Consider the following 25,471-nt stretch of genomic DNA (forward strand, 5'->3'; position numbering starts at 1 on the left):
AAATATTTTATAACTTTGCACCACTTAAAAATATGTAACGACCTACCGTATGGCACAACAGACCGACCCAAGAATATTAGGAACTGAAAAAATAGGCAAACTTTTGCTGCAATATTCTATTCCTGCCATTATAGGAATGACCATAACTTCGCTTTACAACATCATCGACAGCATTTTTATTGGACATGGTGTAGGCGCAATGGCCATTTCCGGTCTTGCCATTACTTTTCCTTTAATGAATCTGGTAGTAGCTTTTTGTGTATTGATCTCTGCCGGTGGTGCCACGATTTCTTCTATCCGTCTGGGGCAGAAAGATCTTGACGGAGCAACTGCTGTTTTGGGGAATACGCTCATGTTATGTCTTATCAATTCTGTGATATTTGGAGGAATAGCTTTCCTTTTTCTCGACCCGATACTCGATTTCTTCGGTGCCAGTCCCGATACTTTACCTTACGCAAGGGATTTTATGCAAGTGGTTCTGTTAGGCACCCCTATCACCTACACTATGATAGGTTTGAATAATGTGATGCGAGCAACCGGATATCCAAAGAAAGCCATGTTGACTTCTATGGTAACTGTAATTGCCAATATCATTATCGCTCCGATCTTTATATTCCATTTCCATTGGGGTATCCGGGGAGCCGCTATGGCAACTGTTTTATCACAATTCATCGGTATGGTATGGGTAGTACAACATTTCCGCAACAAAGACAGTTTTGTTCATTTCACACATGGTTTCTGGAGATTGAAAAAGCGTATTATCGGTAGTATATTTTCCATAGGCATGTCACCGTTCGCCATGAACGTAACTGCCTGTGTAATTGTCATCATTATCAATAATAGCCTACAGAAATATGGAGGTGACTTGGCAATCGGTGCTTATGGTATTATGAATCGCCTGTTAATGCTTTACGTAATGATTGTAATGGGACTCACAATGGGAATGCAACCCATCATCGGATACAATTACGGTGCGCAAAAACACGATCGCGTAAAACAGACCCTCCGTTTAGGTATCTTGGTTGGTGTTTTGATCACAAGCAGTGGTTTCCTTATTTGCGAAATCGTTCCGCATACCGTATCCGCCATATTTACGAACAACGAAGAACTGATTAACATGGCAGCATCCGGACTCAGAATTTGCATATTAATGTTCCCATTGGTAGGCGCTCAAATCGTGATTTCAAGTTTCTTCCAAAGCATAGGCAAAGCCAAAGTAAGCATCTTTCTTTCCTTATCACGGCAGTTAGTATACCTTTTGCCTTGCCTCCTGTTATTTCCCGGATGGTATGGACTGGAAGGGATCTGGATGAGTATGCCCGTATCTGATGGACTTGCATTTATTACAGCTGTTATCAGTTTAATGATTTATATTAAAAAAGTAACCAAAGAAAACTCTACCAAGACTGACTACGAACTGCGATAAATATCATTCTTGACATAAAGAATCCGATAGTCTGAATATGTTATTGCACTAATCGGCAGATTTTTCCCATTCAGCGTTGAAACTTCCCCTTACGTCTATCATTTTTGTAATATGTAATATAGGTATCTAACTTTGCATGTATTAAATCAGAAATAATATTGCAAACAGTTATGATAAACGTAAAAAGATTGACCGTAATAACACTCTGTTTCAGCAGTCTGAGTTATGGATTGCATGCACAAGAAGAGCAACCTGTCCAGTGGACGTTACAAGATTGCATCGATTATGCACTTGAGCAAAATATTACTTTACGCAAGAACCGCATTAATGCTGAAAGTAGTGCCATAGATGTAAAGACTGCCAAAGCAGCACTCTTCCCCAGCCTTTCTTTCTCTACCAGCCAGAATGTAGTCAATCGCCCATACCAAGAATCAAGCAGCTTCATTAGCGGTAGCGAGGTGCTGAGAAGTAGTAGTAAAACAAGCTATAATGGTAACTACGGACTTAACGCCCAGTGGACCGTCTATAATGGAAACAAACGTCTTAAGACTATAAAACAAGAGAAATTAAACAACCGGGTAGCCGAACTTGAGGTGGCTACGTCGGAAAACAGTATGGAAGAAAGCATTACCCAAACTTACATTCAGATTCTTTATGCAGCCGAATCAGTTAAGGTAAACGAGAACACACTGGCCGTAAGCGAAGCACAACGCGATCGCGGAAGGGAATTGCTATCGGCAGGAAGTATTTCAAAAGCTGATCAGGCACAATTGGAAGCACAAGTCAGTACGGATCGTTACCAATTAGTCACTGCACAAGCAACATTACAAGACTATAAACTTCAACTCAAGCAACTTCTTGAATTAGACGGAGAAGAAGAGATGAATCTCTATCTGCCCACATTGGACGATAGTAAAGTACTCTCTCCCTTACCAAGCAAAGCAGATGTTTATCACTCAGCCCTTGCTTTGCGACCGGAAATAGAATCCAGCAAATTAAATGTGCAATCTTCTGAGTTGGGTATTAATATTGCTCGTGCCGGATACATGCCCAGCATAAGTCTGAGTGCCGGAATCGGAACAAATAATACCAGTGGCTCTGACTTTACTTTCGCTCAACAAGTGAAAAACGGATGGAATAATTCATTAGGATTGTCTGTCAGTGTGCCTATCTTTAATAACCGACAGACGAAGAGTGCCGTACAGAAGGCAAAACTTCAGCATAAAACAAGCATGCTCGATCTTTTGGACGAACAAAAGACTCTTTATAAAACCATAGAAGGACTTTGGCTCGATGCCAACAGTGCCCAACAACGTTTTGCCGCTGCTCAAGAAAAACTACGTAGTACATCTATCAGCTATGAGCTGATTAGTGAACAATTTAACTTGGGTATGAAAAACACTGTTGAACTTTTGACAGAAAAGAATAATTTGTTGAGCGCTCAACAGGAAATGCTCCAAAGTAAATACATGGCTATATTGAACACTCAGTTACTCAAATTTTATGAAGGAGAGAAGATTGTGATTAGCGAATAAACTATAGTGATTAGCGGATCTCATAGCTAATGAATTAATGACTGATTCACTAATCACTTCTATTCCTTACCATTAATTTACTGATTACAATAGAGTTATTATAATATAGATTTGTATTCAACGCTGATGCATTTACCTTATGCAATTGAAGAAGTATTACCGTTTTACTGTAAGAGCTTTGCAACGATGCCGCAAAAGCAATACAGCGTCAATGCAAAAGCAATGCAGCGCCACTGCAAAGGCGATACAGCATCACTGCAAAAGCAATGCAACATTACTGCAAAGGCAATGCAGTATTGTAGCTATTATGAGAATAAATCTAATCTCATAGACTCTAATATAAATCACTTATCACTAAATAACTAACCAATAAATAATATGAATAAGAAGAAAATCATCCTTATCGGTATCGCCCTGATAGTGATCGCAGGAGTGTCAGTATGGATCTTCAGTGGTTCTACGATCCGGCATAAAATCTCCTATGTCACTGTCCCCGTTGAAAAAAGCGATATTTCCAATTCCGTAACAGCTACAGGTACCATTGAACCGGTAACGGAAGTAGAAGTCGGTACACAAGTATCAGGTATCATCGATAAATTGTACGCAGACTATAACTCGGTCGTTACCAAAGGACAGTTGATTGCCGAAATGGACAAAATAACCCTCCAAAGTGAATTGGCATCAGCCAAAGCCACCTATGACGGAAACAAAGCCGAATACGAATACCAAAAAAAGAACTACGAACGTAGCCGGGGGCTTCATGAAAAGGCGCTGATCAGTGATACGGATTATGAACAAGCACTGTATAATTATGAAAAATCGAAAAGCCTGTTTGATAGTAGCAAAGCGGCTCTGGCAAAAGCAGAACGTAACCTATCGTATGCTACCATTACCTCTCCGATTGATGGAGTAGTCATAGATCGTGCAGTAGAAGAAGGACAAACAGTAGCTGCCGGATTCGAAACTCCCACTCTGTTCACCATAGCTGCCGACCTGACACAAATGCAAGTAGTTGCCGATGTAGACGAAGCAGATATAGGTGGTGTAGAAGAAGGGCAACGAGTGAGTTTTACGGTAGATGCTTATCCGAACGATACATTCGAAGGCAAAGTCACTCAAATCCGTCTCGGCTCTACAAGTACCAGCACGACATCCACAACTTCAAGCACAAGCGTAATTACATATGAAGTTGTTATTTCAGCCCAGAATCCCGATTTAAAACTGAAACCTCGTTTGACAGCCAATGTAACCATTTTCACACTGGACAAGCAAGGTGTCCTTAGCGTACCTTCGCGGGCATTACGCTTCACTCCTGAAATTCCGCTTATAGAAAAGGAAGACATCGTAAATGATTGTGAAGGAACTCATAAAGTATGGACTAAAGAAGGTAATACGTTCACGGCACATCCGGTAACAATTGGCATCAGTAATGGTATGAAAACTGAAATCATCAGTGGAATTACGGAAGGTATCCAGGTTATCAGTGAAGCGAATATTGGTAATTCATCTGCTAATGGACAACCGGAGATGAATGCAAATTCGGAAAAAAGTCCTTTCATGCCGGGCCCTCCGGGAAGTAACAAGAAAAAGTAAGTATCATGATAAAGAAAGTAATAGAATTGCATAATATCAAACGTAACTTTCAGGTGGGAGAAGAAACTGTACATGCATTGCGTGGCATTTCTTTTACCATCAATGAAGGCGAGTTTGTCACAATCATGGGAACTTCCGGATCAGGAAAATCGACACTCCTGAATACGCTGGGTTGCCTCGACACACCTACCAGCGGAGAGTACCTGCTGGATGGCATTTCGGTACGAGCAATGAGTAAGTCTCAACGTGCGATTCTGCGTAACAGAAAAATCGGATTCGTGTTCCAAAGCTATAATCTTCTACCTAAAACGACGGCAATAGAAAACGTGGAACTACCATTGATGTACAATGCTTCCGTCAGTGCATCCGAACGTCGCCAACGTGCCATTGAAGCTCTGCAAGCCGTAGGGCTGGGTGATCGGCTGGAACACAAATCGAACCAAATGTCCGGTGGACAGATGCAACGTGTAGCCATTGCCCGTGCATTGGTCAATAACCCGGCCGTGATTCTGGCAGACGAAGCAACCGGAAATCTTGACACACGTACTTCATTCGAAATTTTAGTACTTTTCCAGAAATTACATGCAGAAGGACGTACCATTATCTTCGTTACACACAACCCTGAACTGGCGCAATATAGTAGTCGCAATATCCGTTTACGTGACGGCCATGTGATCGAAGATACTATCAACTCTCATATACTTTCTGCCAAGGAAGGACTGGCCGCATTACCAAAAAATGATGAAGATTAAAACATTACTATCATGAACGGAACCAACTTATTTAAAATAGCTCTACGGGCACTCGCCAACAACAAACTGCGGGCATTCCTGACGATGCTGGGTATCATCATAGGCGTAGCTTCGGTTATCACCATGCTGGCTATCGGACAAGGCTCGAAGAAAAGTATCCAAGCTCAGATATCCGAAATGGGTTCGAACATGATCATGATCCATCCCGGAGGCGATATGCGAGGCGGTGTGAGACGTGATCCCTCGGAAATGCAGACGTTGAAGTTGGAAAACTATGAAAAGCTGTGTGAAGAAACAAACTATCTGTCCGGGATCAGTCCGAATGTTTCCTCGTCGGGGCAGCTTGTGAATGGTAACAACAACTACCCCTCCTCTGTGAACGGAGTAGGTCTTGATTATCTGAAGATTCGACAATTATCGGTAGATAATGGTGAAATGTTTACTGAAGCCGATATTCAAAGTTCGGCCAAAGTTTGTGTCATAGGTAAAACCATTGTCGATAATCTCTTTCCGGACGGAAGTGATCCTGTAGGCAAGGTGATCCGCTTTAGCAAAATACCTTTCCGTGTCGTAGGTGTATTGAAATCTAAAGGATATAACTCAATGGGCATGGATCAGGACGATATCGTACTGGCACCTTATACCACAGTTATGAAACGCTTATTAGCGGTAACCTACCTGCAAGGTATCTACGCTTCCGCTATATCGGAAGATATGACAGACTATGCAACCGATGAGATAACCACTATCTTACGTCGTGAACATAAATTAAAAGATACCGATGAAGATGATTTCACCATTCGTAGCCAACAAGAACTGAGTACGATGCTTAATTCCACTACAGACCTGATGACTACATTACTTGCTTGTATCGCAGGCATATCTCTGGTAGTAGGCGGAATAGGAATCATGAATATTATGTATGTGTCCGTTACAGAACGTACACGCGAAATCGGACTTCGCATGTCGGTTGGTGCCCGTGGCATCGACATTCTCAGCCAATTTCTGATCGAAGCCATCCTCATCAGTATCACCGGTGGTATCATTGGAGTCATCATCGGTTGTGGCGCAAGTTGGATTGTGAAAAGCGTGGCTCACTGGCCTATCTTTATCCAACCCTGGAGTGTATTCTTATCATTTGCCGTATGTACAGTTACCGGAGTATTTTTTGGTTGGTACCCTGCAAAGAAAGCGGCCGACTTGGATCCAATCGAAGCTATACGATACGAATAATGTGATTAAATCACTAAAACAACTATCTTTGCGTGCATGAAAACAATTATCAATAGCCGTACACGTTTCACAGAAGTCTCAACCCACGTTATAGGTTGGGGTATAGTATTCGGATTCCCATTCTTTTTTATCAACCGGGGAGGAGAATCAATTGATTGGATGGGATATCTGCGCCACGTAGGTGTCCCCCTCTCCTTCCTTATTGTATTTTATCTTAATTATTTCATCCTCATTCCCCGTTATTTATTTAATGAACGGCTCCGGGAATATCTGTTGCTAAATTTAGCACTGATCATCCTGATGAGCGGTGGGCTTCACCTATGGCAAAGTTTCGTGTTTTCTAATCATAATCCCGTAAAACCACCCAAGAATATACCGCCCGGGTGGATATTTTTTGTTCGTGACATGTTTTCAATGGTGTTGACAATCGGTTTGGCGGCTGCAATCAAGATGAGTACCCGCTGGGGACAGATTGAAAATGCCCGTAGAGAAGCGGAAAGAAATCGTACGGAAGCTGAATTGAAAAACCTGCGAAATCAATTGAATCCTCATTTCTTACTCAATACGCTGAACAATATCTATGCTTTAATTGCCTTCGATTCGGATAAAGCCCAAATGGCCGTACAAGAACTTAGTAAGCTTCTTCGCCACGTCCTTTACGACAATCAGCAAACCTATGTTTCCTTAGGTAAAGAAATGGATTTCATCCGTAATTATATCGAACTGATGCGTATTCGCCTTTCATCCAATGTGAAAGTTGAGACGTATATAAACATCGACCCGGACAACCGGACGGAGATTGCCCCGCTCATCTTCATCTCTCTCATAGAAAATGCATTCAAGCATGGCATCTCCCCTACTGAACCAAGCTTCATCCGGATTGTTTTCTCGGAAACTAACGGAGAAGTAAAATGTGAGATAACAAACAGCTATCACCCCAAAGCCGAAACGGACAAAAGTGGCTCGGGAATTGGTTTGGAACAGGTAAGCAAACGGCTGGCACTTATATATCCGGGGCGATACAAATGGGAACGTAAAATAAGTGAAGACAAAAAAGAATATTCATCCAAATTAGTGATCAGTATCTAGTAGCAAAAGGCTAAAATTAAATGACATCAAGATACATTTTTTATCACTTGTCATTAGATACCAGTCACTAATCATCAATAATAATTTCTATGATACTCAATTGCGCCATCGTTGACGATGAACCTTTAGCTCTTGACTTGCTTGAAAGCTATGTTCATAAAACTCCATTTTTATCATTAATAGGCAAATATTCCAGTGCAGTCCATGCCATGAAAGAGATCACAGGAAAGAATATAGACTTACTCTTTCTTGATATCCAGATGCCTGAACTTAACGGATTGGAATTTTCCAAAATGGTCGATAAGCATACGCGGATCATCTTCACCACCGCTTTCGATCAATATGCCATAGACAGTTACCGAGTAAATGCACTCGATTACCTATTGAAACCTATATCTTACATTGATTTCTTGCAAGCAGCCAACAAAGCACTGCAATGGTTCGAACTCGTACAAAAGCCTGAAGAAATTGAAAGCATTTTTGTGAAAAGTGATTATAAGCTCGTCCAGGTAGAATTAAGAAAGATTCTCTACATTGAAGGATTAAAAGATTATATCAAAATATATACAGAAGACCAGCCTAAACCTATACTTTCACTGATGAGCATGAAATCGATGGAGGAACTACTTCCCCCCTCTCGATTCATGCGTGTACACCGTTCATTCATTGTTCAGAAAGATAAAATACGCATTATTGATCGTGGACGCATTGTTTTTGAAAAGACATATATTCCGATCAGCGATAGTTACAAAACATCTTTTCAGACATTTCTTGACGAAAGAAGCTAAAAATCGACTGATTTATCGATAAAAAGTCCAGATTTGTCTATTTATATTTGCAAAACTGGTAATTATAACATATCTTTGTTGCGAACAGAAAGGAGTTGTGAAACTCTAAGAGAATAGAATAGTTTAGTTAAGTCTAGTTTAGTTTTTGTGTTGAAGGGCTTCTACCTCAGAGGAGGATCATGAAGCCCTTTTTTATTTGCTGATTTCTAGCTATTCACAAATAACTATCATACCAACAAAAATCCTATCAAACGGACAAGATAAAGTAAGAATTGCAATTTCCTATAACTGAGATACACGTCATATAACTACCGATATAGTCATAGATTCAGTTAACGAGTTCAAGAATAAAAAATTGGTAAGTACTATTGAAGTGAAGAAAGCTAAATAAGAAGGCAGCTTTTCAGACTGCCCTCAATTCGATCATTGATTAATCAATCTTTCCTCCTCAAAACCTTTTAAGGAATAGGAGTAAGAGTGTTTTTAGTTACAGTTTGCACAGGTGAATGTAATCCGTTTGGAAGGTCGTAATAAATCTTTGCACTAAACGAATGTCCACTTTGTGCTCGACCGGCTTCAATGATAGCTCCCTCTATAGCCCCTTCATTTGTAAATGTCGAAATTGTGTAATTCCCTAAAAAGGCATTAGAGGTTACATCAGTCAACGCTACGTGATATTCTCTATAATCAGTCATAATATTATTTATTTCTTTCCTACTCTTTTCCTGGCTTTTCGGAACCCGCCCATAATTAATTTCTGCAAACCTACGATGCGAAGCTAGCAAACCAAAGAAATAAGAACAATTGTGTTTGACGGAAGCATGAAAAAATTTCATGAACAAACAATACATATCAAATAAAAAAGAACATACAATGGTAGCATCTTGAACTTATGGAAAGCTAAATACTTTATTATATGATTGGCAGTCCGCTTTGAATTAACAATATGTCCATTATCTATATTATAATGGAAGTACTAAATCAATGCTTAAGAAATAGACATATAAAACTAATAATATCCTCAAAACAAGAACCTTTTTAACTAAATAATTGTTTTAATATAAACTTAAACTTTTTGTACGGCAGGCCATCTGTGAAGACAGCAGGCCGTTATTATTTTCTACTAAATGAGAGATTATTACAAAAATATCACCTCAACTGTATTATTTTAGTTAATATATCAGTAACTTTGCACCACTATTATATATGATATGAAATGGACGAAAAAGAAGTAAATTTAAATCAACTTCTTATTGATAAATGTCAGAAAGAAGGAATTATAATTGCTTTGGTTGCCATTAATAGGAAAACCAAAGAGATCGAGTTGCCTCAAAGCATAAAAGATAAAGTAAATAATCCCGACTATTATGTTTGCTATTGTCACAAAAATAAGCAAGGGGAATATTGTGTAGAAAAAATAGAGGAAGAATAATGCTATCCTTATCAAACAAGGGGCTTTTTATTAGCCCCCTGTCATTAAACTTTATATTTTTATTTTTGAAGCCGCATGACTATCTAAAAATAAATCTACCTGCTTGGCGTGATGAGCTATATATGCGGCAGGACTTGTATCTCCTGAAGTGCAAATTTCTTCTACTACCTCTGACTTATTTCTGCCTGTTATCAGAAATATGACTTGCTTGGCATTTATTATTGGAGTACCTGTCATAGCAATCCGTCTTTGTCCATTATGCGGATTTAGACTAACTTCATACATATGATCCGAGGATAATAAATTCTCTTGTCCTGGAAAAATAGATGATGTATGTCCATCGTCTCCTGCACCCAACAAAATAAAATCAAATACCGGACATCCATTTTCTGAAGGAACTTGCTTTTCAACAAGCTTTGAATAACGAATAGCCTCTTTCTCCGGTTTAACTTCCCCTTTTATACGAAATACATTTTCGTAGGGAATAGGAACCACACCTAATAGCAATGAACGAATCATGCCATAATTACTATCGGAATTTTCTGGTGGTACACATCGTTCATCGACAAAATAAACTTTCATCCGCGTCCAAGGAGTAATATCTCTATATTCATTCGCCCACAAATCGAACATCAGCGCAGGAGTAGCGCCACCACTAAAAGCGATATTGAAAGTTTTATCGGGTTCATCCGTCATAGATTTAACAAGATGAAGAATCAATGCACGTGCCGTCTCAATGGACGATGGATAAATTAAAGTATTCATAACTCACAATATTGGTCTGTGTTTGTTAAATTTTTACAAGGATTAGTCCACTCTGCACCATGTTCGTGCATCATGGCTTCACTTTCGAGAGGCCCCCATGTACCGGCAGGATAACCATAAAGCGGTGCATCAGGATGATCTTTCCAATATCGAAGAACAGGATCGAAAAAGCGCCAGGAAGCATCTACCGCATCACTACGCGTGAACAGCGTCGGATCACCCTGGATACAATCGTCTATCAAGCGAGCATAGGCATCACCGATAGGTACTCCCCCGAGTTGATTGTAACTGAATTCCATCGTCACTTGTTTCACTTCGAATCCGGCACCCGGAACTTTCATTCCGATCTTCAACACAATGCCTTCGTTGGGCTGGAGACGCAAAATAAGCTTATTGGCACGAGGGCAATGACCTCCTTCACAATGGAACATCTGATGGGGAGTTTCGCGGAAATGAACGACAATCTCCGTTACTTTCGTCGGCATTTGCTTACCGGTACGGATATAGAACGGTACACCGCTCCACCGCCAATTACTAATGCCCAATTTCATGGCAATGTAAGTCTCGGTACGTGATTCAGGGCTCACATTTTTCTCCTCACGATACCCCTTTTTATTACCAGAAGCAGTATATTGACCTCGAACAATATGTTCTTCAAAATCGACTTCTTTTAGTGGTGTCAACGATTCATAGACCTTCACTACTTCATCACGGAAGGTATCGGCATTGAAAACTGCGGGAGGTTCCATAGCAGTCAATGCGACCAACTGGATCAAATGATTTTGTACCATATCCCTCAGCGCACCGGTCGAATCATAAAAACCACCTCTATCTTCTATGCCTAAATTCTCAACAGCGGTTATTTCGATATAATCAATATAATTGCGATTCCATAACGGTTCGAAGATCCCATTGGCAAAACGGAAAGCCAATATATTCTGAGCCGTTTCTTTACCTAAAAAATGATCGATACGATATATCTGATGCTCACCAAAAACCGATGCGTAGATTCGATTCAATTCTCTTGCGGATTCCAAATCGTATCCAAAGGGTTTTTCAACAATGATACGGGCATGGCCACGATTCAAATGAGCTTTTTTGATATGCAAAGGAATTACTCCGTACAAAGATGGAGGGGTGGCCAAATAGAATAACAGATTATCCGGTTCTTTTTCTCCGGTCAGTTCTTCCAAACGTTCACGTAAACGGACATAGCCGGCTTCCACCGCAGGATCGATCGGAAGGTAGTAAAGATGTTGTGTAAATGCATCCATCCATTCCTTATCCTGATCTTCCGGTTTCACGAATTTCTCTAATTCCGAATAGATATAAGCGCGGTAATCCGTATCGGTATATACCGTACGCCCTACACCTATTATAAAAAAATCTCCCTTCAAACGCTTGTCTTTATATAAAGAATATAATGCAGGCATCAGTTTCCGCTTAGTGAGATCACCTGAAGCACCGAAGATTATCATTACAAACTTATCCATTGTTTTTGATTTTATACGTTATAAGTACCCGATTTCGTATTTCCTCCGTGGCCCGTCCAATTTTCATGGAAGAATTGTCCTCGAAGTTCGTCTTTGCGTTCAAAGGTATGCGCACCGAAATAGTCACGCTGTGCCTGTATCATGTTAGCAGGAAGATCTGCCGAAACCAGTGAATAGAAATAATTCAATGCAGATGAGAAGGCGGGAACAGGAAGCTCCTCACGCATGGCTTGCTCCACCAAACCTTTCCACCCAGGAAGTAATCCCTTGATCTCATCCCGGAAATAAGGAGCAAGAAGTAAATGCTTCGGCTTGTCTTCAGTTTCAAAAGCAGCAGCAATATCGTTCAGGAAAATACTCCGGATAATACATCCCCCGCGCCACATACGAGCAATAGATGATAAATCGAGATTCCAACCGAATGAATCGGACGCTTTCTGTAGTACAGCAAAACCTTGTGCATAAGAAACCAATTTAGAAGCATACAATGCCGCATAAATCTCCTTCACTAATTCAGGTTTGTTGTATACCGCCTGGGTATGTTTGTTAGGGAACTGCCGGGATGCCAATTCACGCAAATCCTTTTGGGCCGACAAACTACGCTCAAAAACCGCAGTTGCTATCAATCCAAGCGGCATGTTCAATTCCATGGCATTGATTACAGACCATTTCCCCGTTCCTTTTTGTCCGGACGAGTCGAGTATCTTGTCCAACAAGTAACCACCGGCCTTATCTTTATGACGCAGAATGTTCGTTGTAATCTCAATCAGGTAGCTACGAAGCTTCCCCTCGTTCCAATGAGCAAAAATATCAGCCATTTCCTCATTATCCAAGTCCAGCAACCTTTTCATTACCCAATATGCTTCGGCAATGAGTTGCATATCACCATATTCGATACCATTATGGATCATCTTCACAAAATGGCCGGAACCTGCCGGACCGACCCAATCACAACAAGGCGTACCGTCCGGTGCCTTTGCAGCTATGCTTTGCAAAATAGGTTTTACCTCCTGCCATGCCGCCACGGAACCTCCAGGCATGATAGAAGCACCATTCAAGGCACCTTCTTCTCCCCCCGAGACACCACTACCGATGAAAAGGAAACCTTTCGATTCGGCCACTGCTACGCGACGGTTGGTATCTTCAAAGTTAGAGTTACCACCGTCAATCAAAATATCACCAGGAGAAAGGTAAGGGAAAAGTTGTTCCATTAGTTCGTCCACTGCACTGCCGGCACGAACCATCATCATAATCTTTCGAGGCAAAGCGATGGAATTTACAAAATCTGCAAGATCAGTAAAACCCTCAATATTAAGTCCCTTGGCACGTCCGTTAATGAAACGTTCTACAACACCTTCTTCTACGCCAGGAACAGTACGATTATAAACTGATACATGCCAGCCTCTACTTTCCAAATTTAAGGCAAGATTTTCGCCCATTACGGCCAAGCCTATCAACCCGATATCTGTTTTATTCTGTATTGACATAATTGTAAGATTTATCTAATAACTTGTTTATATTAACAACAGATACTTTCTGATTTTGTTCAGGTGTTTTAAAGAAAATTGCTACTTTTGTAAAGTTTAAACCAAAATTTATTATGAAGAAGATACACATCGGCTTGTTGCCACGCATTATTATTGCCATTTTGTCAGGAATTGCCATTGGTAATATCTTTCCTGCTCCATTAGTGAGAGTATTTGTAACATTTAATAGTATCTTCGGAGAGTTCCTCAATTTCTCCATTCCTCTTATTATTTTAGGATTAGTCACCATAGCTATCGCTGATATCGGAAAAGGTGCGGGTAAAATGTTGCTTGTCACTGCTCTTATAGCATATGGAGCCACGTTATTTTCAGGGTTCCTTTCATTTTTTACAGGCGCTTCTTTATTCCCTGCGCTTATCGAACCGGGAAAGTCACTGGAAGAAGTAAGCGAAGCTCAAGGCATCCTGCCCTATTTTTCTGTAGGCATTCCCCCTTTAATGAATGTAATGACTGCACTGATACTTGCTTTCACTTTGGGACTAGGGCTTGCCGCACTTAATAGCAATGCACTGAAAAATGTGGCAAGGGATTTCCAAGACATCATTGTGAAAATGATCAGTTCAGTTATTCTCCCTCTCCTTCCGTTATATATCTTCGGCATATTTTTGAATATGACCCATTCCGGTCAAGTATTCTCAATACTTATGGTCTTTATAAAAATCATCGGGGTGATCTTTGTATTGCATATTTTTCTGCTGGTTTTCCAATACTGCATTGCAGCATTATTTGTCCACCACAATCCTTTTAAGCTGTTGGGACGGATGTTGCCGGCTTATTTTACAGCCTTAGGAACACAGTCATCCGCGGCTACCATCCCTGTCACATTGGTACAGACCAAGAAAAACGGAGTATCGGCTGATATTGCGGGATTTGTCATACCGCTGTGTGCCACGATCCATTTATCAGGAAGCACATTGAAAATTGTAGCGTGTGCATTGGCATTGATGATCATGCAAGGTATGCCCTATGACTTCCCACTGTTTGCTGGATTCATTTTTATGCTCGGTATCACCATGGTAGCAGCACCAGGAGTCCCGGGAGGAGCAATCATGGCATCCTTAGGAATTCTACAATCGATGCTCGGATTTGACGAATCGGCTCAGGCATTAATGATCGCACTATACATCGCAATGGATAGTTTCGGAACGGCCTGCAACGTCACAGGCGATGGAGCGATTGCACTGATTATAGATAAACTGATGGGTAGAACAAATAAAAAGACAGAGGAAACGTCCCAATCATAATGGGAGGAGATCAAAAGCCCCATTAATCCCCACCCCTTACAACAACAATGAAACAGTATTGACCGTCATTATGTACACCCTATCGTAAGGGGCAAGAAGACAAAATCTGTCAAGTTCGGTGCAAAGGTGAGCAACATACAGATAGACGGGATCTCGTTCATCAAACACGTCTCTTTCAAGGCATTCAATGAGGGCGCACGTCTGAAAGACTGTATCCGTATGCAACAGAAGCTGATGAATGTAAGGGTAAGATGTGTGGCTACCGATTCCATATACGCCAATAATGCCAACGGAAATTCTGTACAAAATATGGGATATCAACATCCTTTGTACGCAAGGGAAGAGCTGCAAAGGACGAGACAGTGAGAAAGATACTCAGGAGGGAACTTTCGAGGGAAAGAGCCACCAGGCTCGAAGGCAATTCCAGTACGCAAAAACAGCATTACTCGCTATCGAAAATCAAAGCACGAAACAGGAAAACGGAAATCTTGTGGATTTTTTTTGGAATACATACGGCAAACGCCATGTTAATGATTGATAAAATCAAAAACAGCCAGCAGAAAGCCTCATAGCATGATTATAAAGAATCTATTAGAAGAAGTTGTCAAGCTTCTTCCGGAACATCATGCCCAAACGGATAAGATTTTAGGTCAGAGAGAAAATATATATAATAAAAATAGCATATGAGATGATATTAGCAAGTCATATTCATATGCCATCTTACTTTTTAAAGACATTTACTGAATATCCCATTTTATTGGGGCTTACTTTTTGACGGTAATGTGAAAAAACGGGGAGAAAAAGTGTTTCAATAGACGTTCGTTTAATGGCACAAAGGTAAAGGGTATATTCGATTCAACAAAATATTTTGATATTTTTTTTGTTGTTGGTGAGAATCTAAGTATGTATATATCAGTAAAACAGCATATTATATTAATGTTCTAATTTATGATCTTAACACATTATTCTGATGAAAACTCCTTCGGAAATGTTAGAAAAAAAGCGTGCCATTAAACGAACGTCTATTGAAACACTTTTAGCTTCTAACCTCTTCGTTTATAGCAAATTACTTTGGTTTGCGCTAAAATAACTATTTCTTGCTCCTCCTTCTGAGATAGTGGAGGCACATGAGATAAGATGGATGCACGGAGTCACATAACACAATCCGCATTACATAACTTAACCGGGAGGTATTTCGCTACTCCGGTGTCCCCAAAGAACATCCTGACGTGAACGAATTAACTGACATCCATTGGTATGCCTTGCGTATAACCTATGGTCGCGAGCTTGCCTTGCAGGAATATCTCAATTCCGAGAATATAGAGAATTTTATTCCAATGCGCTACGAGTACATCGTGAAGGCCGGCCGGCGCGTGCGAAAGTTGGTCCCTGCCATTCACAACCTGGTCTTTGTCCGTACTTCCCGTAGCCGGATTGATGCCATCAAGGAGACGCGCGGCATTTTGCTTCCTATCCGCTATATCATGGACCGCGAATGCCATAGCCCGATTGTCGTCCCCGACCCTCAGATGCGCAGTTTCATGGCCGTTTCCGGTAATTACGATCAGGCCGTACTCTACTTTGAGCCTTCCGAGCTGTCGATTCGCAAAGGTACTCGTGTCCGCATCACCGGTGGCATCTTTGCAGGGGTCGAAGGCGAGTTTGTCCGTGTTCGTAACGACCGTCGTGTGGTAGTCTCCATTGAAGGCGTCATGGCCGTTGCCACCACGTTTGTCCATCCCTCTTTTGTAGAACCGATAATAGAAAAATAACATAAGTATGAACCCCTTAGAATCAAACATTTCCGCTTTGTACGCTTCCGCGCATGAACTCCTTTATTTAGGTATGGACGAGAGTCCCATCTATAGCGACCATTTCACCCGTTTGAACCGTGACGTTTTTCATCAGGCCAATGCTTTGTACACTCAGCGTGGCTCCACTTCCGAGGAAGAAGCTTCGTTGTGTCTGGCTCTTCTGATGGGTTATAATGCAACTCTTTACAACGACGGTGACAAGCAGGAGCGTATTCAGCATGTATTGGATCGCTGCTGGGAGGTATTCGACAAGCTGCCCGGCTCATTGCTAAAAGTACAGTTGCTGACCTACTGTTATGGTGAGGTGTTCGACGAGGATTTGGCCCGTGAAGCCCGTGAGATCATCCATGGCTGGAGTGGTAGAGACCTTACCCCCGATGAGGCGGAAATAGTGGAGCTGCTGAAGGGGATGGAGGAGAATCCGTATCCGTGGAATGAAATATAAAAATAGATGAAAGCTTTTCGTATGGTATTGTTCCTGTATAGTATACAAAGAAGGTACTTTCTAACGCTTATCAAAGGCTTTGCATAGGTATTGTCAAGTAACTTAATTATTAATCAGAAAATGATACAATATAAACTATGATACCTACAAGGGTATTGTAGCTATACAATGAGTGTTTACAAAATGTCGAGAACAGATTTCTAGTATAAAGTAAAAATTGCCTGATTATTTTAATATGTAAAAAGTGTATATGCTAAGCAAATGATTGTTTTGGGATCAAGGAATAGAAAAATAGTAATAAATGTAGTTGCTTCTTTTGCTGTAAAATTATTAACAATATTAATATCATTAATAATTGTCCCACTGACATTAACTTATTTAAGTTCATATGAATATGGTGTTTGGTTGACTATCAGTTCTGTATTATCATGGCTTGATTTTTTTGATGTTGGATTGGGTAATGGGTTAAGAAATAAATTGTCAGAATCATTAGCTTTTGGTGATATTAGAAGTTCACGAACATATGTGAGTACAACTTTTTTTTCGTTAATGATAATTTCTATAACTCTTTTTATATTGTTTGTGGTAGTTGAAAATTTTTTATCGTTTACAACAATATTTAATGTCAATGAAGATTTAGGGCAAAAAATATCGGTAATCAGTTTTTATGTAGTTTTTAGTGTCTGTGTATCTTTCTTTTTGAAGGTTATTACATATGTCTATTTTGCCAAACAATTGCCTGTCATAAATAATATTATTGGGTTATTATCTCAATTGCTGTCTCTATTATTTATTTGGATTTTAATAAATTATTATCCGTCCGGAGGCTTTGAAGGAATTTCGATTATTTATTCCTTTTCTCCAATGATAGTTTTATTATTTTTTTATCCAATAACTTTTTCTTTTTTATATAAAGAAATTAGTCCCAATATTAAATATATAAAAATCAAATGTATAAATCAATTATTGACATTAGGGACTAAATTTTTTTTAATACAATTAAGTTGTTTGATACTTTATACTGCTTCCAATATTATAATATCACAGGTTTTGTCACCTGATGAAGTGACTCCATTTAATATTGTATATAAATATTTTAATTGTATCTTTTTTGTATCAACGATTGTTTTTTCTCCAATGTGGAATGCTGTAAATGAAGCATATGTGAAAAATGAATTAGAATGGATTAAAAAAGCAATGAAAAGAATGAGAGTTATTTTATTAATTCTTTTATTGGTTGTAATAATTCTAATCTCTGCCGCAAAATATATTATATTATTTTGGGTTGGTGATTCTATAGTTGTTCCTTTTCCATTAATATTAACAATGGCTATCTACTTTTATGTATTGATATATAGTTCTTTGTATTCAAATTTTCTGAATGGCATGAACTTATTAAATCTGCAATTATATATAGTGGTAGCAGAGAGCATATTATTTATTCCTTTGTCATATTATTTACTTAATAAGTATGGAATTATTGGAATGGCATTAGCATTGGGAATAGTTAATTTACCTGCAGCTATTATTAATCATATTCAGTATAGTAAAAAAATAAATCTAAAAGCTAAAGGTATTTGGCTTAAATAAAATAGTTTATGGAATTTCTTTTGTCAATTATAATACCGACCAAGAATAGGCAATATTATGCTGCAAAATCAATAGAGCAGATTCTTCAAATTAAATCAGATAAAATTCAGTTGGTGATTCAGGATAATAGTGATGAAGATAAACTTCTTTCTGCTATTTCTCAATATGAGTCTGATAAAAGATTGGTTTATAACTATACTTCAGAAGTGTTATCTTTTGTTGAAAATTTCAACCGGGGATTAGAGGCAGCGAAGGGAGTTTATGTCTGTTCAATAGGTGATGATGATGGTATAAATACAGAAGTTATTGACTTTTTGGAATGGGCGTACGAACATGATATTGATGCCATTACTCCAAGTTTGCGGGCTGTTTATTTTTGGCCAAATTCATTAAACGGAATAGACAATGGTAGGCTTGATATCTATGATATGAGTGATGATTGTTATTTTGTAAATCCAGATAAAGGTGTAAAATCGTTTCTTAAAGGTGGATGTGTCGATTATCTCAGTTTTAATCTTGCGAAATTTTATCATGGTTTTGTTAAAAGAAATATATTTGAAAATGTAAAAGAGAAGTCTGGCTATTATATTGGTGGATTATCACCTGATATTTATAGTTCAATTGCTTTATCTCTGATGTGTAAAAAGCTTCTGATTATAGATTACCCATTGACTATTTCTGGTATTTGTTCAACAAGTGGCTCTGCGGACTCTGCTACAGGTAAGCATACTGGAAATTTGAATCAAGCTCCTCATTTTAGAGGACATGATAAGTATGAATGGAATAATGAAGTTCCCGATTTTTATAGTGTTGAGACAATATGGGCCGACTCTGCTCTTGCTGCAATTAGGGATATCTTTCCTGAATACTTAAAATATTATAGCTTAATGCGTTTTGTCGGAAATACACTGTGGAGGTATAAAAGTTTTTGGCGGAATTATTGTACTGCTACTCGAGTAAAATATCATTGTAATAATATGTTCCTTTTGTATTGCATATTTTCTTTTGGATTCATTGTTGGACCATTTAAACAGAAAATGAAAAGGGTACTATTTCAGCAGGTTTTAAAAAAAGCTAAGTCTTGTTGCTTTGTTGACAATATTCAAAGTGCGGAATTGTTACTGCAACAAAATTTAAAATCAAAAGGAAAAGGTTTGCAAGAGTTACTTACTAGATTTAGTTCTATTTAATAGTAATGCATCAAAATGAGAATTATAAATATTAATATATTTTACTCTGAGGGAAGTACGGGTAAACTAGTAAAAAGCATTCATGAGTTTTTATCATTTGCAGGGCATGACTCATATGTTGTATATGGTCGAGGAAAAAGAAAATGGAGTATTGAAAATCCATTGAAAATAAGGAAAATATCTTTCGAATTTTTCTCGATTTGTTATTCATATTTTACAAGGATATTAGGGATAAGATTTTGTTCTTCATTCTTGGAGACATTATTGTTAATCAGATGGATTCTTAAGATAAAGCCTGATATAGTACATCTTCATTGCATGAATTGTAATTATGTGAATCCTTATATGCTTATACGCTTTTTGGCCTTCCGTAGAATCAATACAGTTGTAACGAATCATGCTGATATTACTTTTACTGGTAATTGTGATCATGCTTATGATTGTAATCGTTGGAAAACTGGATGTGGAAAATGCCCTAACTTGAAAGAGGCTACTCATTCCGTATTTTTTGATAATACAGCTTTAGCTTGGAAATTAATGTATGACTCTTTTTCTGAATTTTCTAAATTATGGGTGACCTCTGTATCTGCATGGACAGATAGTAGGGCAAGGCAATCTCCTTTTTTTTCGAAAGCTCAGTTTTCTATAATAATGAATGGAGTTGATGTCAGATGTTTTCATTATATACATTCTAATATCTTGGCTATTAAACATGGTTTATCTGAAGTGCCTTTTATATTGCACGTAACACCCGACTTTGGTTCTCCTTTGAAAGGAGGAGAGTATGTTATTCAATTAGCGAAAAGATTAAAATCTTTTCTTTTCATTGTTGTTGGTGCTTACAATGGTAATTTAGATATTCCAAGTAATGTGTTGATGGTTGGACATGTAAGTAATCAAGATGATTTAGCTATGTATTATTCTGCTGCCAAATTAACTTTATTGACTAGTAAACGAGAAACTTTTTCAATGGTATGTGCAGAAAGTTTATGTTGTGGAACTCCGATTGTAGGTTTTAAGTGTGGTGGTCCGGAAGAAATTGCGCTTTCAAATTATTCCAATTTTGTAGAGTATGGTGATTTGTCTTTATTGGAAAGTATGGTAAGGAAATGGATGAGCGATTCAACTCCAAAGGAGAATATTTCAGTCGAAGCTATTTCCGTTTATTCGTCAGATGTTATGTGTAAAAAATATTTAGATTTATATTCTTCCATTGTAAATATGTAATGATAATTATCACCTGTTTTAACTTGTTTTTGGTCTTATGTGGTTATTTGGCAAACTATTGTAATGACAAAAGATTTGTAAAGGTTGCTTTTTTCTTTTTATTTTTTGCACTTGCTTTTCGTTATGATTTTGGTAACGATTATCTTGCATATAATCAAATGTTTTATGAAATTAAAAATGGAATTAGAGATACCCAAGTAGAATATGGATGGGAACTTTTTAATAGATTATGCTCTCCCTTTTCTTTTCAGTTCCTTATAGTTATATGGTCTTTTATTTATTGTATTGTCTTTTGTGACTTTATATTAAAGTATGTTCCTCCAAAATGGTATTGGTTATCAATTTTTTTGTTGGTTTTTGATCCATATAATATGTTGGTTCATGTGTCAATGTTAAGACAATCATTGGCTATAATAATATTTGTTTATTCTTTTGGCTTTCTATTGGAGAAAAAAATATTTCACTACATATTTTTCATTTTACTAGCTAGTAGTTTTCATACAACTGCTTTGATTTTATTGCCTGTTGGCTTACTTATGTACTTGAATGTTACATTTAAGTATTGGCATATTTTACTTTTGTTATTACTGTTTATTTCTTCTTTCATTTATATTGAACAGATCAAAATTTTTATAATAAAAAATATTCTTGGAGAATTGCCTAAATATGCCGATGCATATATGGGACAAGAAAAAGAATTAGGTCAAGGAAGGGCTATATTTATAAAAAGTCTTATTTTGTTTATTTGTTTAATTTATCAAAAGAGATTTAATTCGGAAGGACTATTGTCTTCTAAATTATATTATATCGGATTTTATTTTATTCCATTAGCTACTATTATTTTAATGTTAACCAGATTAGGACAATATTTTTTGATATTTGGGATATTGCTAATTCCTTTGAGTTTCAGCGTTATAAAAAGTGTGTATGTGAAAATTTTGCTTTTTACTTTAGTTATATTTATTACGCTTTATGATTATATTGGTTTTTTCAATGATCCTACATGGATAGAAAAATATTCAGTCTACAAAACTTTCTTTAATTTAGCAATGTGATGAAACTTTTGTTTATTTCTTGTGTGTGTTCAAAAACTTCTTTTGATTATATATATAAAAAAAGTAAGATAAAGCCTTTGCAGTCTATTCAGCAATTTCATAAGATGTTAGTCTCTGGACTGAAGTGTAATAGAGTTGATATTACTGCTTTATCCGAAATACCAGCATCTGGGATTAGTAACAGAACTGTGATTTTAAATTCCGAACAATATGATGGTATCTGTTATCATTATTTGCCATTTATAAAAATACCTGTAATAAAAGCGGCTTTGCATATTCTGTCTTCAGCATATTTCTTCTTACAGTGGATTTGGGTAACAAAAAAAAATAAGAACGAACGCCATATTATATGTGACATATTCTCTTATTGGCCAAGTATTACAATTTTATTACTTAGTAAGATATTTAGAGTTAAGACTTGTTTGATTTTAACCGATTTACCGAGTATGGTTTCTTCAATAAGTTCACAGACTCATTTCTCATTGTCGACTATAACTGCTCATATAGGAAATCTTTTTTTATCGAAGTTTGATTCGTATGTTTTTATAACAAGTCAAATGAATGAAGTGGTAAATAAAAATCAAAAACCATTTATTGTAATGGAAGGACTTGTTAATTGTTTTTTTGATCCCATTCAATTGAAGTCTTCGAAATCATCTAATTTTTGTATAATGTATTCGGGGGGATTATATGAAAAATATGGTATAAAAAAATTAGTTGATGCTTTTAAATATATACCATATAAGGATATAGAATTGCATTTATACGGAGATGGAGAATTAAGAGACTTTTTGCTTAAGGTTAATGAATTAGATTCTCGTATTTTTTATAATGGAGTATTACCTAATTCAGAGATCGTAAAGCGACAAGCTGAAGTCGATTTGCTAATAAATCCAAGAAGTGCCAAAGAAGAATTTACTAAATATTCTTTTCCAATAAAAAATTTAGAATATATGGCTTCTGGAACCCCCTTACTAACTACTCAATTGCCGGGTATGCCTCTTGAATACTTTTCTTATGTTTACATTATTGATGACGAAACGGCTGCGGGCATTGCTGATAAAATAATCACATTATATAATGAACGTGATAGTATTAAAATAATGGGTGAGAAAGCAAAAAAATTTGTTATGGAAAATAAAAATTACATTTTTCAGGGAAAAAGAATTTCAGAATTCCTGTATAAGCTAGATCAAAAGTATGAATAAAGTATTAAGTATCATTATACCAGTTTATAATTCAGAAAAGTTTATAGGCCGTTGTTTGGACTCTATTTATGATCAGAAGCTTCCACTTGATTTATTTGAAGTAATAGTTATTAATGATGGAAGTAAAGATAAATCGAGTGATATTGTGGAATCATTTCGTTCGAGATTTTCTAATTTAATTCTTATTAATCAGGAGAACAAGGGAGTTGCAACGGTTCGTAATATCGGTATAGATAAGGCTATTGGAGAGTATATTCAGTTCGTTGACTCTGATGATTTTTTAGAACCAGGATGTCTGCATTATTTATTAGCTAATTTGAATAGGGATATTTCACTCATTTTTTATAAATATAGATTGTGTTATAATGATTGTACAAAGGATGGAGATTATAATCATAGTTTTGATCAATATAATATTATATTGACTGGTGATGAATTAATACAAAAGTATGGATTTCACTATTCTTCTTGGCTTTGTTTATATAAACGAGATTTTTTACTTAATATAGGTGTTAGATTTCCGATAGAAATATGGGGTGAAGATATTTTATTTATAACAGAGATACTATTACATTGTGAGAAAACGATTGTATTGGATATAATAGTTTATAATTATGCGATGTATAATTTAGATTCTGTTACTCATAAAGTTAATGTAGAACATCAAATAAAATTAGCTCACTCGTATTGTAGAGTTGCATTAAAATTATATGATTTGGTTAATAATCCTGCATTTGATATTTCATATCCAACTTCGGCTCTGATAAAGCAGGATGCTAATCTTTACATCATACTTTCAATTGTAAAAGTGATTAAATATTCACTTTCTTATAATTTGATTGATGAGATATATCATCAAATTAATTTACGCCATATATTACCTATTTGGTCTATATCGCGATATGCAAATATTTTTTTGAAACTTATATATCTTGTTTTTAATGTTAAAATATTTGTATTTTTATTGTATCATATAATATGTATATATAAATGTTTGAGAATAAAATTTTGTTAATTACCGGGGGGACAGGTTCTTTCGGTAATGCAGTCTTGCGTCGTTTTCTTGATTCTGATATTAAGGAAATTCGTATATTTTCGAGGGATGAGAAAAAGCAGGATGATATGCGTCATGCATTACAAAATCCTAAAGTGAAATATTATATCGGTAATGTACGTGATAAATCTTCCGTGGATGTTGCAATGAATGGTGTGGATTATGTCTTTAGTGCTGCTGCACTAAAGCAAGTCCCTTCTTGTGAGTTCTTTCCTGTTGAAGCTGTAAGGACTAATATTTTAGGTACCGAAAATGTGTTAAATTCCGCTATTGAGCATGGCGTGAAAAGTGTAGTGGTTTTATCTACAGATAAAGCTGCTTATCCTATAAATGCAATGGGTATGAGTAAGGCTTTAATGGAAAAGGTTGCTGTGGCAAAAGGACGTGAATTAGGTGAAGGAGCCAAAACGACGATTTGTTGTACTCGTTATGGAAATGTTATGGCAAGTCGTGGTTCGGTTATTCCACTTTGGGTGGAGCAAATGAGGGAGAATAAACCTATTACTATTACTGATCCTAATATGACTCGATTTATGATGACTTTGGATGATGCAGTGGACTTAGTTATATATGCCTTCACTCACGCGCATAATGGTGATCTTTTTGTTCAAAAAGCTCCTGCGGCTACACTTTCAACTTTGGCTTATGCTTTGAAAGAATTATATAAAAGTGAAACAGAAGTAAAGATAATCGGCACTCGTCATGGAGAAAAATTATTTGAAACGCTTGTTACACGTGAGGAAATGGTGAGGGCTATTGATATGGGGGATTATTATCGCATTCCTTGTGATACTCGTGATTTAAATTATGATAAGTTTTTCACTAAAGGCAATGAAGAGGTTTCGAAGGTAGAAGATTATCATAGTCACAATACTCATCGTCTTAATGTAGAAGGGACGAAAGAGTTATTGATGAAATTACGTTTTGTACGAGAGGATATGGGGTTAGAAGCGAAAGCGAAAACCTTGGAAATTAGAAGTGAATAATCAAT

At 37.3% G+C, this 25,471-nt stretch carries 22 protein-coding genes and 1 pseudogene; 19 read left to right on the forward strand and 4 right to left on the reverse strand.

Annotated elements, in window-relative coordinates; translation table 11 throughout:
• Window positions 1-49: 49 nt before the first annotated feature.
• From H8744_RS16305 to H8744_RS16335, 7 genes are all read left to right on the forward strand, one after another.
• Complete coding sequence (locus tag H8744_RS16305; protein WP_262435861.1) at window positions 50-1,426, forward strand: MATE family efflux transporter; 1,377 nt, start codon at window positions 50-52, stop codon at window positions 1,424-1,426.
• A 170-nt stretch (window positions 1,427-1,596) separates the two neighbouring features.
• Entirely contained in the window at window positions 1,597-2,961 is a 1,365-nt protein-coding gene (locus H8744_RS16310) for a TolC family protein (RefSeq protein ID WP_262435862.1), read from the forward strand.
• Between the two features lie 378 nt (window positions 2,962-3,339).
• Window positions 3,340-4,554 (forward strand): efflux RND transporter periplasmic adaptor subunit, encoded by a 1,215-nt coding sequence (locus H8744_RS16315; RefSeq protein WP_262435863.1) that lies wholly within the window; start codon window positions 3,340-3,342, stop codon window positions 4,552-4,554.
• A gap of 8 nt (window positions 4,555-4,562) precedes the next feature.
• On the forward strand, window positions 4,563-5,306 hold the full coding sequence (locus H8744_RS16320) for an ABC transporter ATP-binding protein (RefSeq protein WP_369411079.1): 744 nt from the start codon (window positions 4,563-4,565) through the stop codon (window positions 5,304-5,306).
• Window positions 5,307-5,318: 12 nt separating this feature from the next.
• On the forward strand, window positions 5,319-6,539 hold the full coding sequence (locus H8744_RS16325; protein ID WP_262435865.1) for an ABC transporter permease: 1,221 nt from the start codon (window positions 5,319-5,321) through the stop codon (window positions 6,537-6,539).
• A gap of 36 nt (window positions 6,540-6,575) precedes the next feature.
• Window positions 6,576-7,628 carry a sensor histidine kinase gene (locus H8744_RS16330; protein ID WP_262435866.1) on the forward strand — a complete coding sequence of 351 codons (1,053 nt, stop codon included), beginning with the start codon at window positions 6,576-6,578 and terminating at the stop codon, window positions 7,626-7,628.
• Window positions 7,629-7,717: 89 nt separating this feature from the next.
• Window positions 7,718-8,416, forward strand: a complete 699-nt coding sequence (locus H8744_RS16335) for a LytR/AlgR family response regulator transcription factor (protein ID WP_262435867.1) — start codon at window positions 7,718-7,720, stop codon at window positions 8,414-8,416.
• A 458-nt stretch (window positions 8,417-8,874) separates the two neighbouring features.
• On the opposite strand, the gene H8744_RS16340 is transcribed toward H8744_RS16335, so the two are convergent.
• A complete protein-coding gene (locus H8744_RS16340) occupies window positions 8,875-9,252 on the reverse strand; it encodes a hypothetical protein (RefSeq protein WP_262435868.1) in 378 nt (125 codons plus the stop codon).
• A gap of 380 nt (window positions 9,253-9,632) precedes the next feature.
• On the opposite strand from H8744_RS16340, the gene H8744_RS16345 reads away from it, so the two are divergent.
• A complete protein-coding gene (locus H8744_RS16345) occupies window positions 9,633-9,848 on the forward strand; it encodes a hypothetical protein (RefSeq protein ID WP_262435869.1) in 216 nt (71 codons plus the stop codon).
• 51 nt (window positions 9,849-9,899) lie between these two features.
• On the opposite strand, the gene pgl is transcribed toward H8744_RS16345, so the two are convergent.
• From pgl to gnd, 3 genes are read right to left on the reverse strand one after another with little or no spacing between them, the layout of a single operon-like run.
• Window positions 9,900-10,613, reverse strand: coding sequence for a 6-phosphogluconolactonase (pgl, locus tag H8744_RS16350; RefSeq protein ID WP_262435870.1), 714 nt, complete (start codon window positions 10,611-10,613; stop codon window positions 9,900-9,902).
• The gene (gene zwf / locus H8744_RS16355; RefSeq protein ID WP_262435871.1) at window positions 10,610-12,106 is read right to left on the reverse strand and encodes a glucose-6-phosphate dehydrogenase; all 1,497 of its coding nucleotides are present in this window, start codon (window positions 12,104-12,106) and stop codon (window positions 10,610-10,612) included. Before zwf ends, pgl begins: the two co-directional genes overlap by 4 nt.
• A gap of 11 nt (window positions 12,107-12,117) precedes the next feature.
• Window positions 12,118-13,593, reverse strand: coding sequence for a decarboxylating NADP(+)-dependent phosphogluconate dehydrogenase (gnd, locus tag H8744_RS16360; RefSeq protein ID WP_262435872.1), 1,476 nt, complete (start codon window positions 13,591-13,593; stop codon window positions 12,118-12,120).
• 113 nt (window positions 13,594-13,706) lie between these two features.
• On the opposite strand from gnd, the gene H8744_RS16365 reads away from it, so the two are divergent.
• From H8744_RS16365 to H8744_RS16415, 11 genes and pseudogenes are all read left to right on the forward strand, one after another.
• The gene (locus tag H8744_RS16365) at window positions 13,707-14,897 is read left to right on the forward strand and encodes a dicarboxylate/amino acid:cation symporter (RefSeq protein WP_262435873.1); all 1,191 of its coding nucleotides are present in this window, start codon (window positions 13,707-13,709) and stop codon (window positions 14,895-14,897) included.
• A 54-nt stretch (window positions 14,898-14,951) separates the two neighbouring features.
• Window positions 14,952-15,469, forward strand: a pseudogene (locus H8744_RS16370) (DDE transposase); the annotation flags it as partial.
• Between the two features lie 675 nt (window positions 15,470-16,144).
• Complete coding sequence (locus tag H8744_RS16375; RefSeq protein ID WP_439649386.1) at window positions 16,145-16,669, forward strand: UpxY family transcription antiterminator; 525 nt, start codon at window positions 16,145-16,147, stop codon at window positions 16,667-16,669.
• A gap of 7 nt (window positions 16,670-16,676) precedes the next feature.
• Entirely contained in the window at window positions 16,677-17,156 is a 480-nt protein-coding gene (locus H8744_RS16380; protein WP_262435875.1) for a UpxZ family transcription anti-terminator antagonist, read from the forward strand.
• A gap of 261 nt (window positions 17,157-17,417) precedes the next feature.
• Window positions 17,418-18,746: a lipopolysaccharide biosynthesis protein gene (locus H8744_RS16385; protein WP_262435876.1), complete on the forward strand. Its 1,329-nt coding sequence runs from the start codon at window positions 17,418-17,420 to the stop codon at window positions 18,744-18,746.
• An 8-nt stretch (window positions 18,747-18,754) separates the two neighbouring features.
• Window positions 18,755-19,936, forward strand: a complete 1,182-nt coding sequence (locus H8744_RS16390) for a glycosyltransferase (RefSeq protein WP_262435877.1) — start codon at window positions 18,755-18,757, stop codon at window positions 19,934-19,936.
• Between the two features lie 15 nt (window positions 19,937-19,951).
• On the forward strand, window positions 19,952-21,163 hold the full coding sequence (locus tag H8744_RS16395) for a glycosyltransferase (RefSeq protein ID WP_262435878.1): 1,212 nt from the start codon (window positions 19,952-19,954) through the stop codon (window positions 21,161-21,163).
• A complete protein-coding gene (locus H8744_RS16400; RefSeq protein ID WP_262435879.1) occupies window positions 21,163-22,218 on the forward strand; it encodes an EpsG family protein in 1,056 nt (351 codons plus the stop codon). The genes H8744_RS16395 and H8744_RS16400 overlap by 1 nt, the downstream gene beginning before the upstream one ends.
• Window positions 22,218-23,426 carry a glycosyltransferase gene (locus H8744_RS16405; RefSeq protein WP_262435880.1) on the forward strand — a complete coding sequence of 403 codons (1,209 nt, stop codon included), beginning with the start codon at window positions 22,218-22,220 and terminating at the stop codon, window positions 23,424-23,426. The genes H8744_RS16400 and H8744_RS16405 overlap by 1 nt, the downstream gene beginning before the upstream one ends.
• Window positions 23,419-24,441, forward strand: a complete 1,023-nt coding sequence (locus tag H8744_RS16410; protein ID WP_262435881.1) for a glycosyltransferase — start codon at window positions 23,419-23,421, stop codon at window positions 24,439-24,441. Before H8744_RS16405 ends, H8744_RS16410 begins: the two co-directional genes overlap by 8 nt.
• Complete coding sequence (locus H8744_RS16415) at window positions 24,417-25,466, forward strand: polysaccharide biosynthesis protein (protein ID WP_262435882.1); 1,050 nt, start codon at window positions 24,417-24,419, stop codon at window positions 25,464-25,466. The genes H8744_RS16410 and H8744_RS16415 overlap by 25 nt, the downstream gene beginning before the upstream one ends.
• Window positions 25,467-25,471 lie beyond the last annotated feature (5 nt).

Source organism: Jilunia laotingensis (assembly GCF_014385165.1).
GTDB classification, from domain to species: domain Bacteria; phylum Bacteroidota; class Bacteroidia; order Bacteroidales; family Bacteroidaceae; genus Bacteroides; species Bacteroides laotingensis.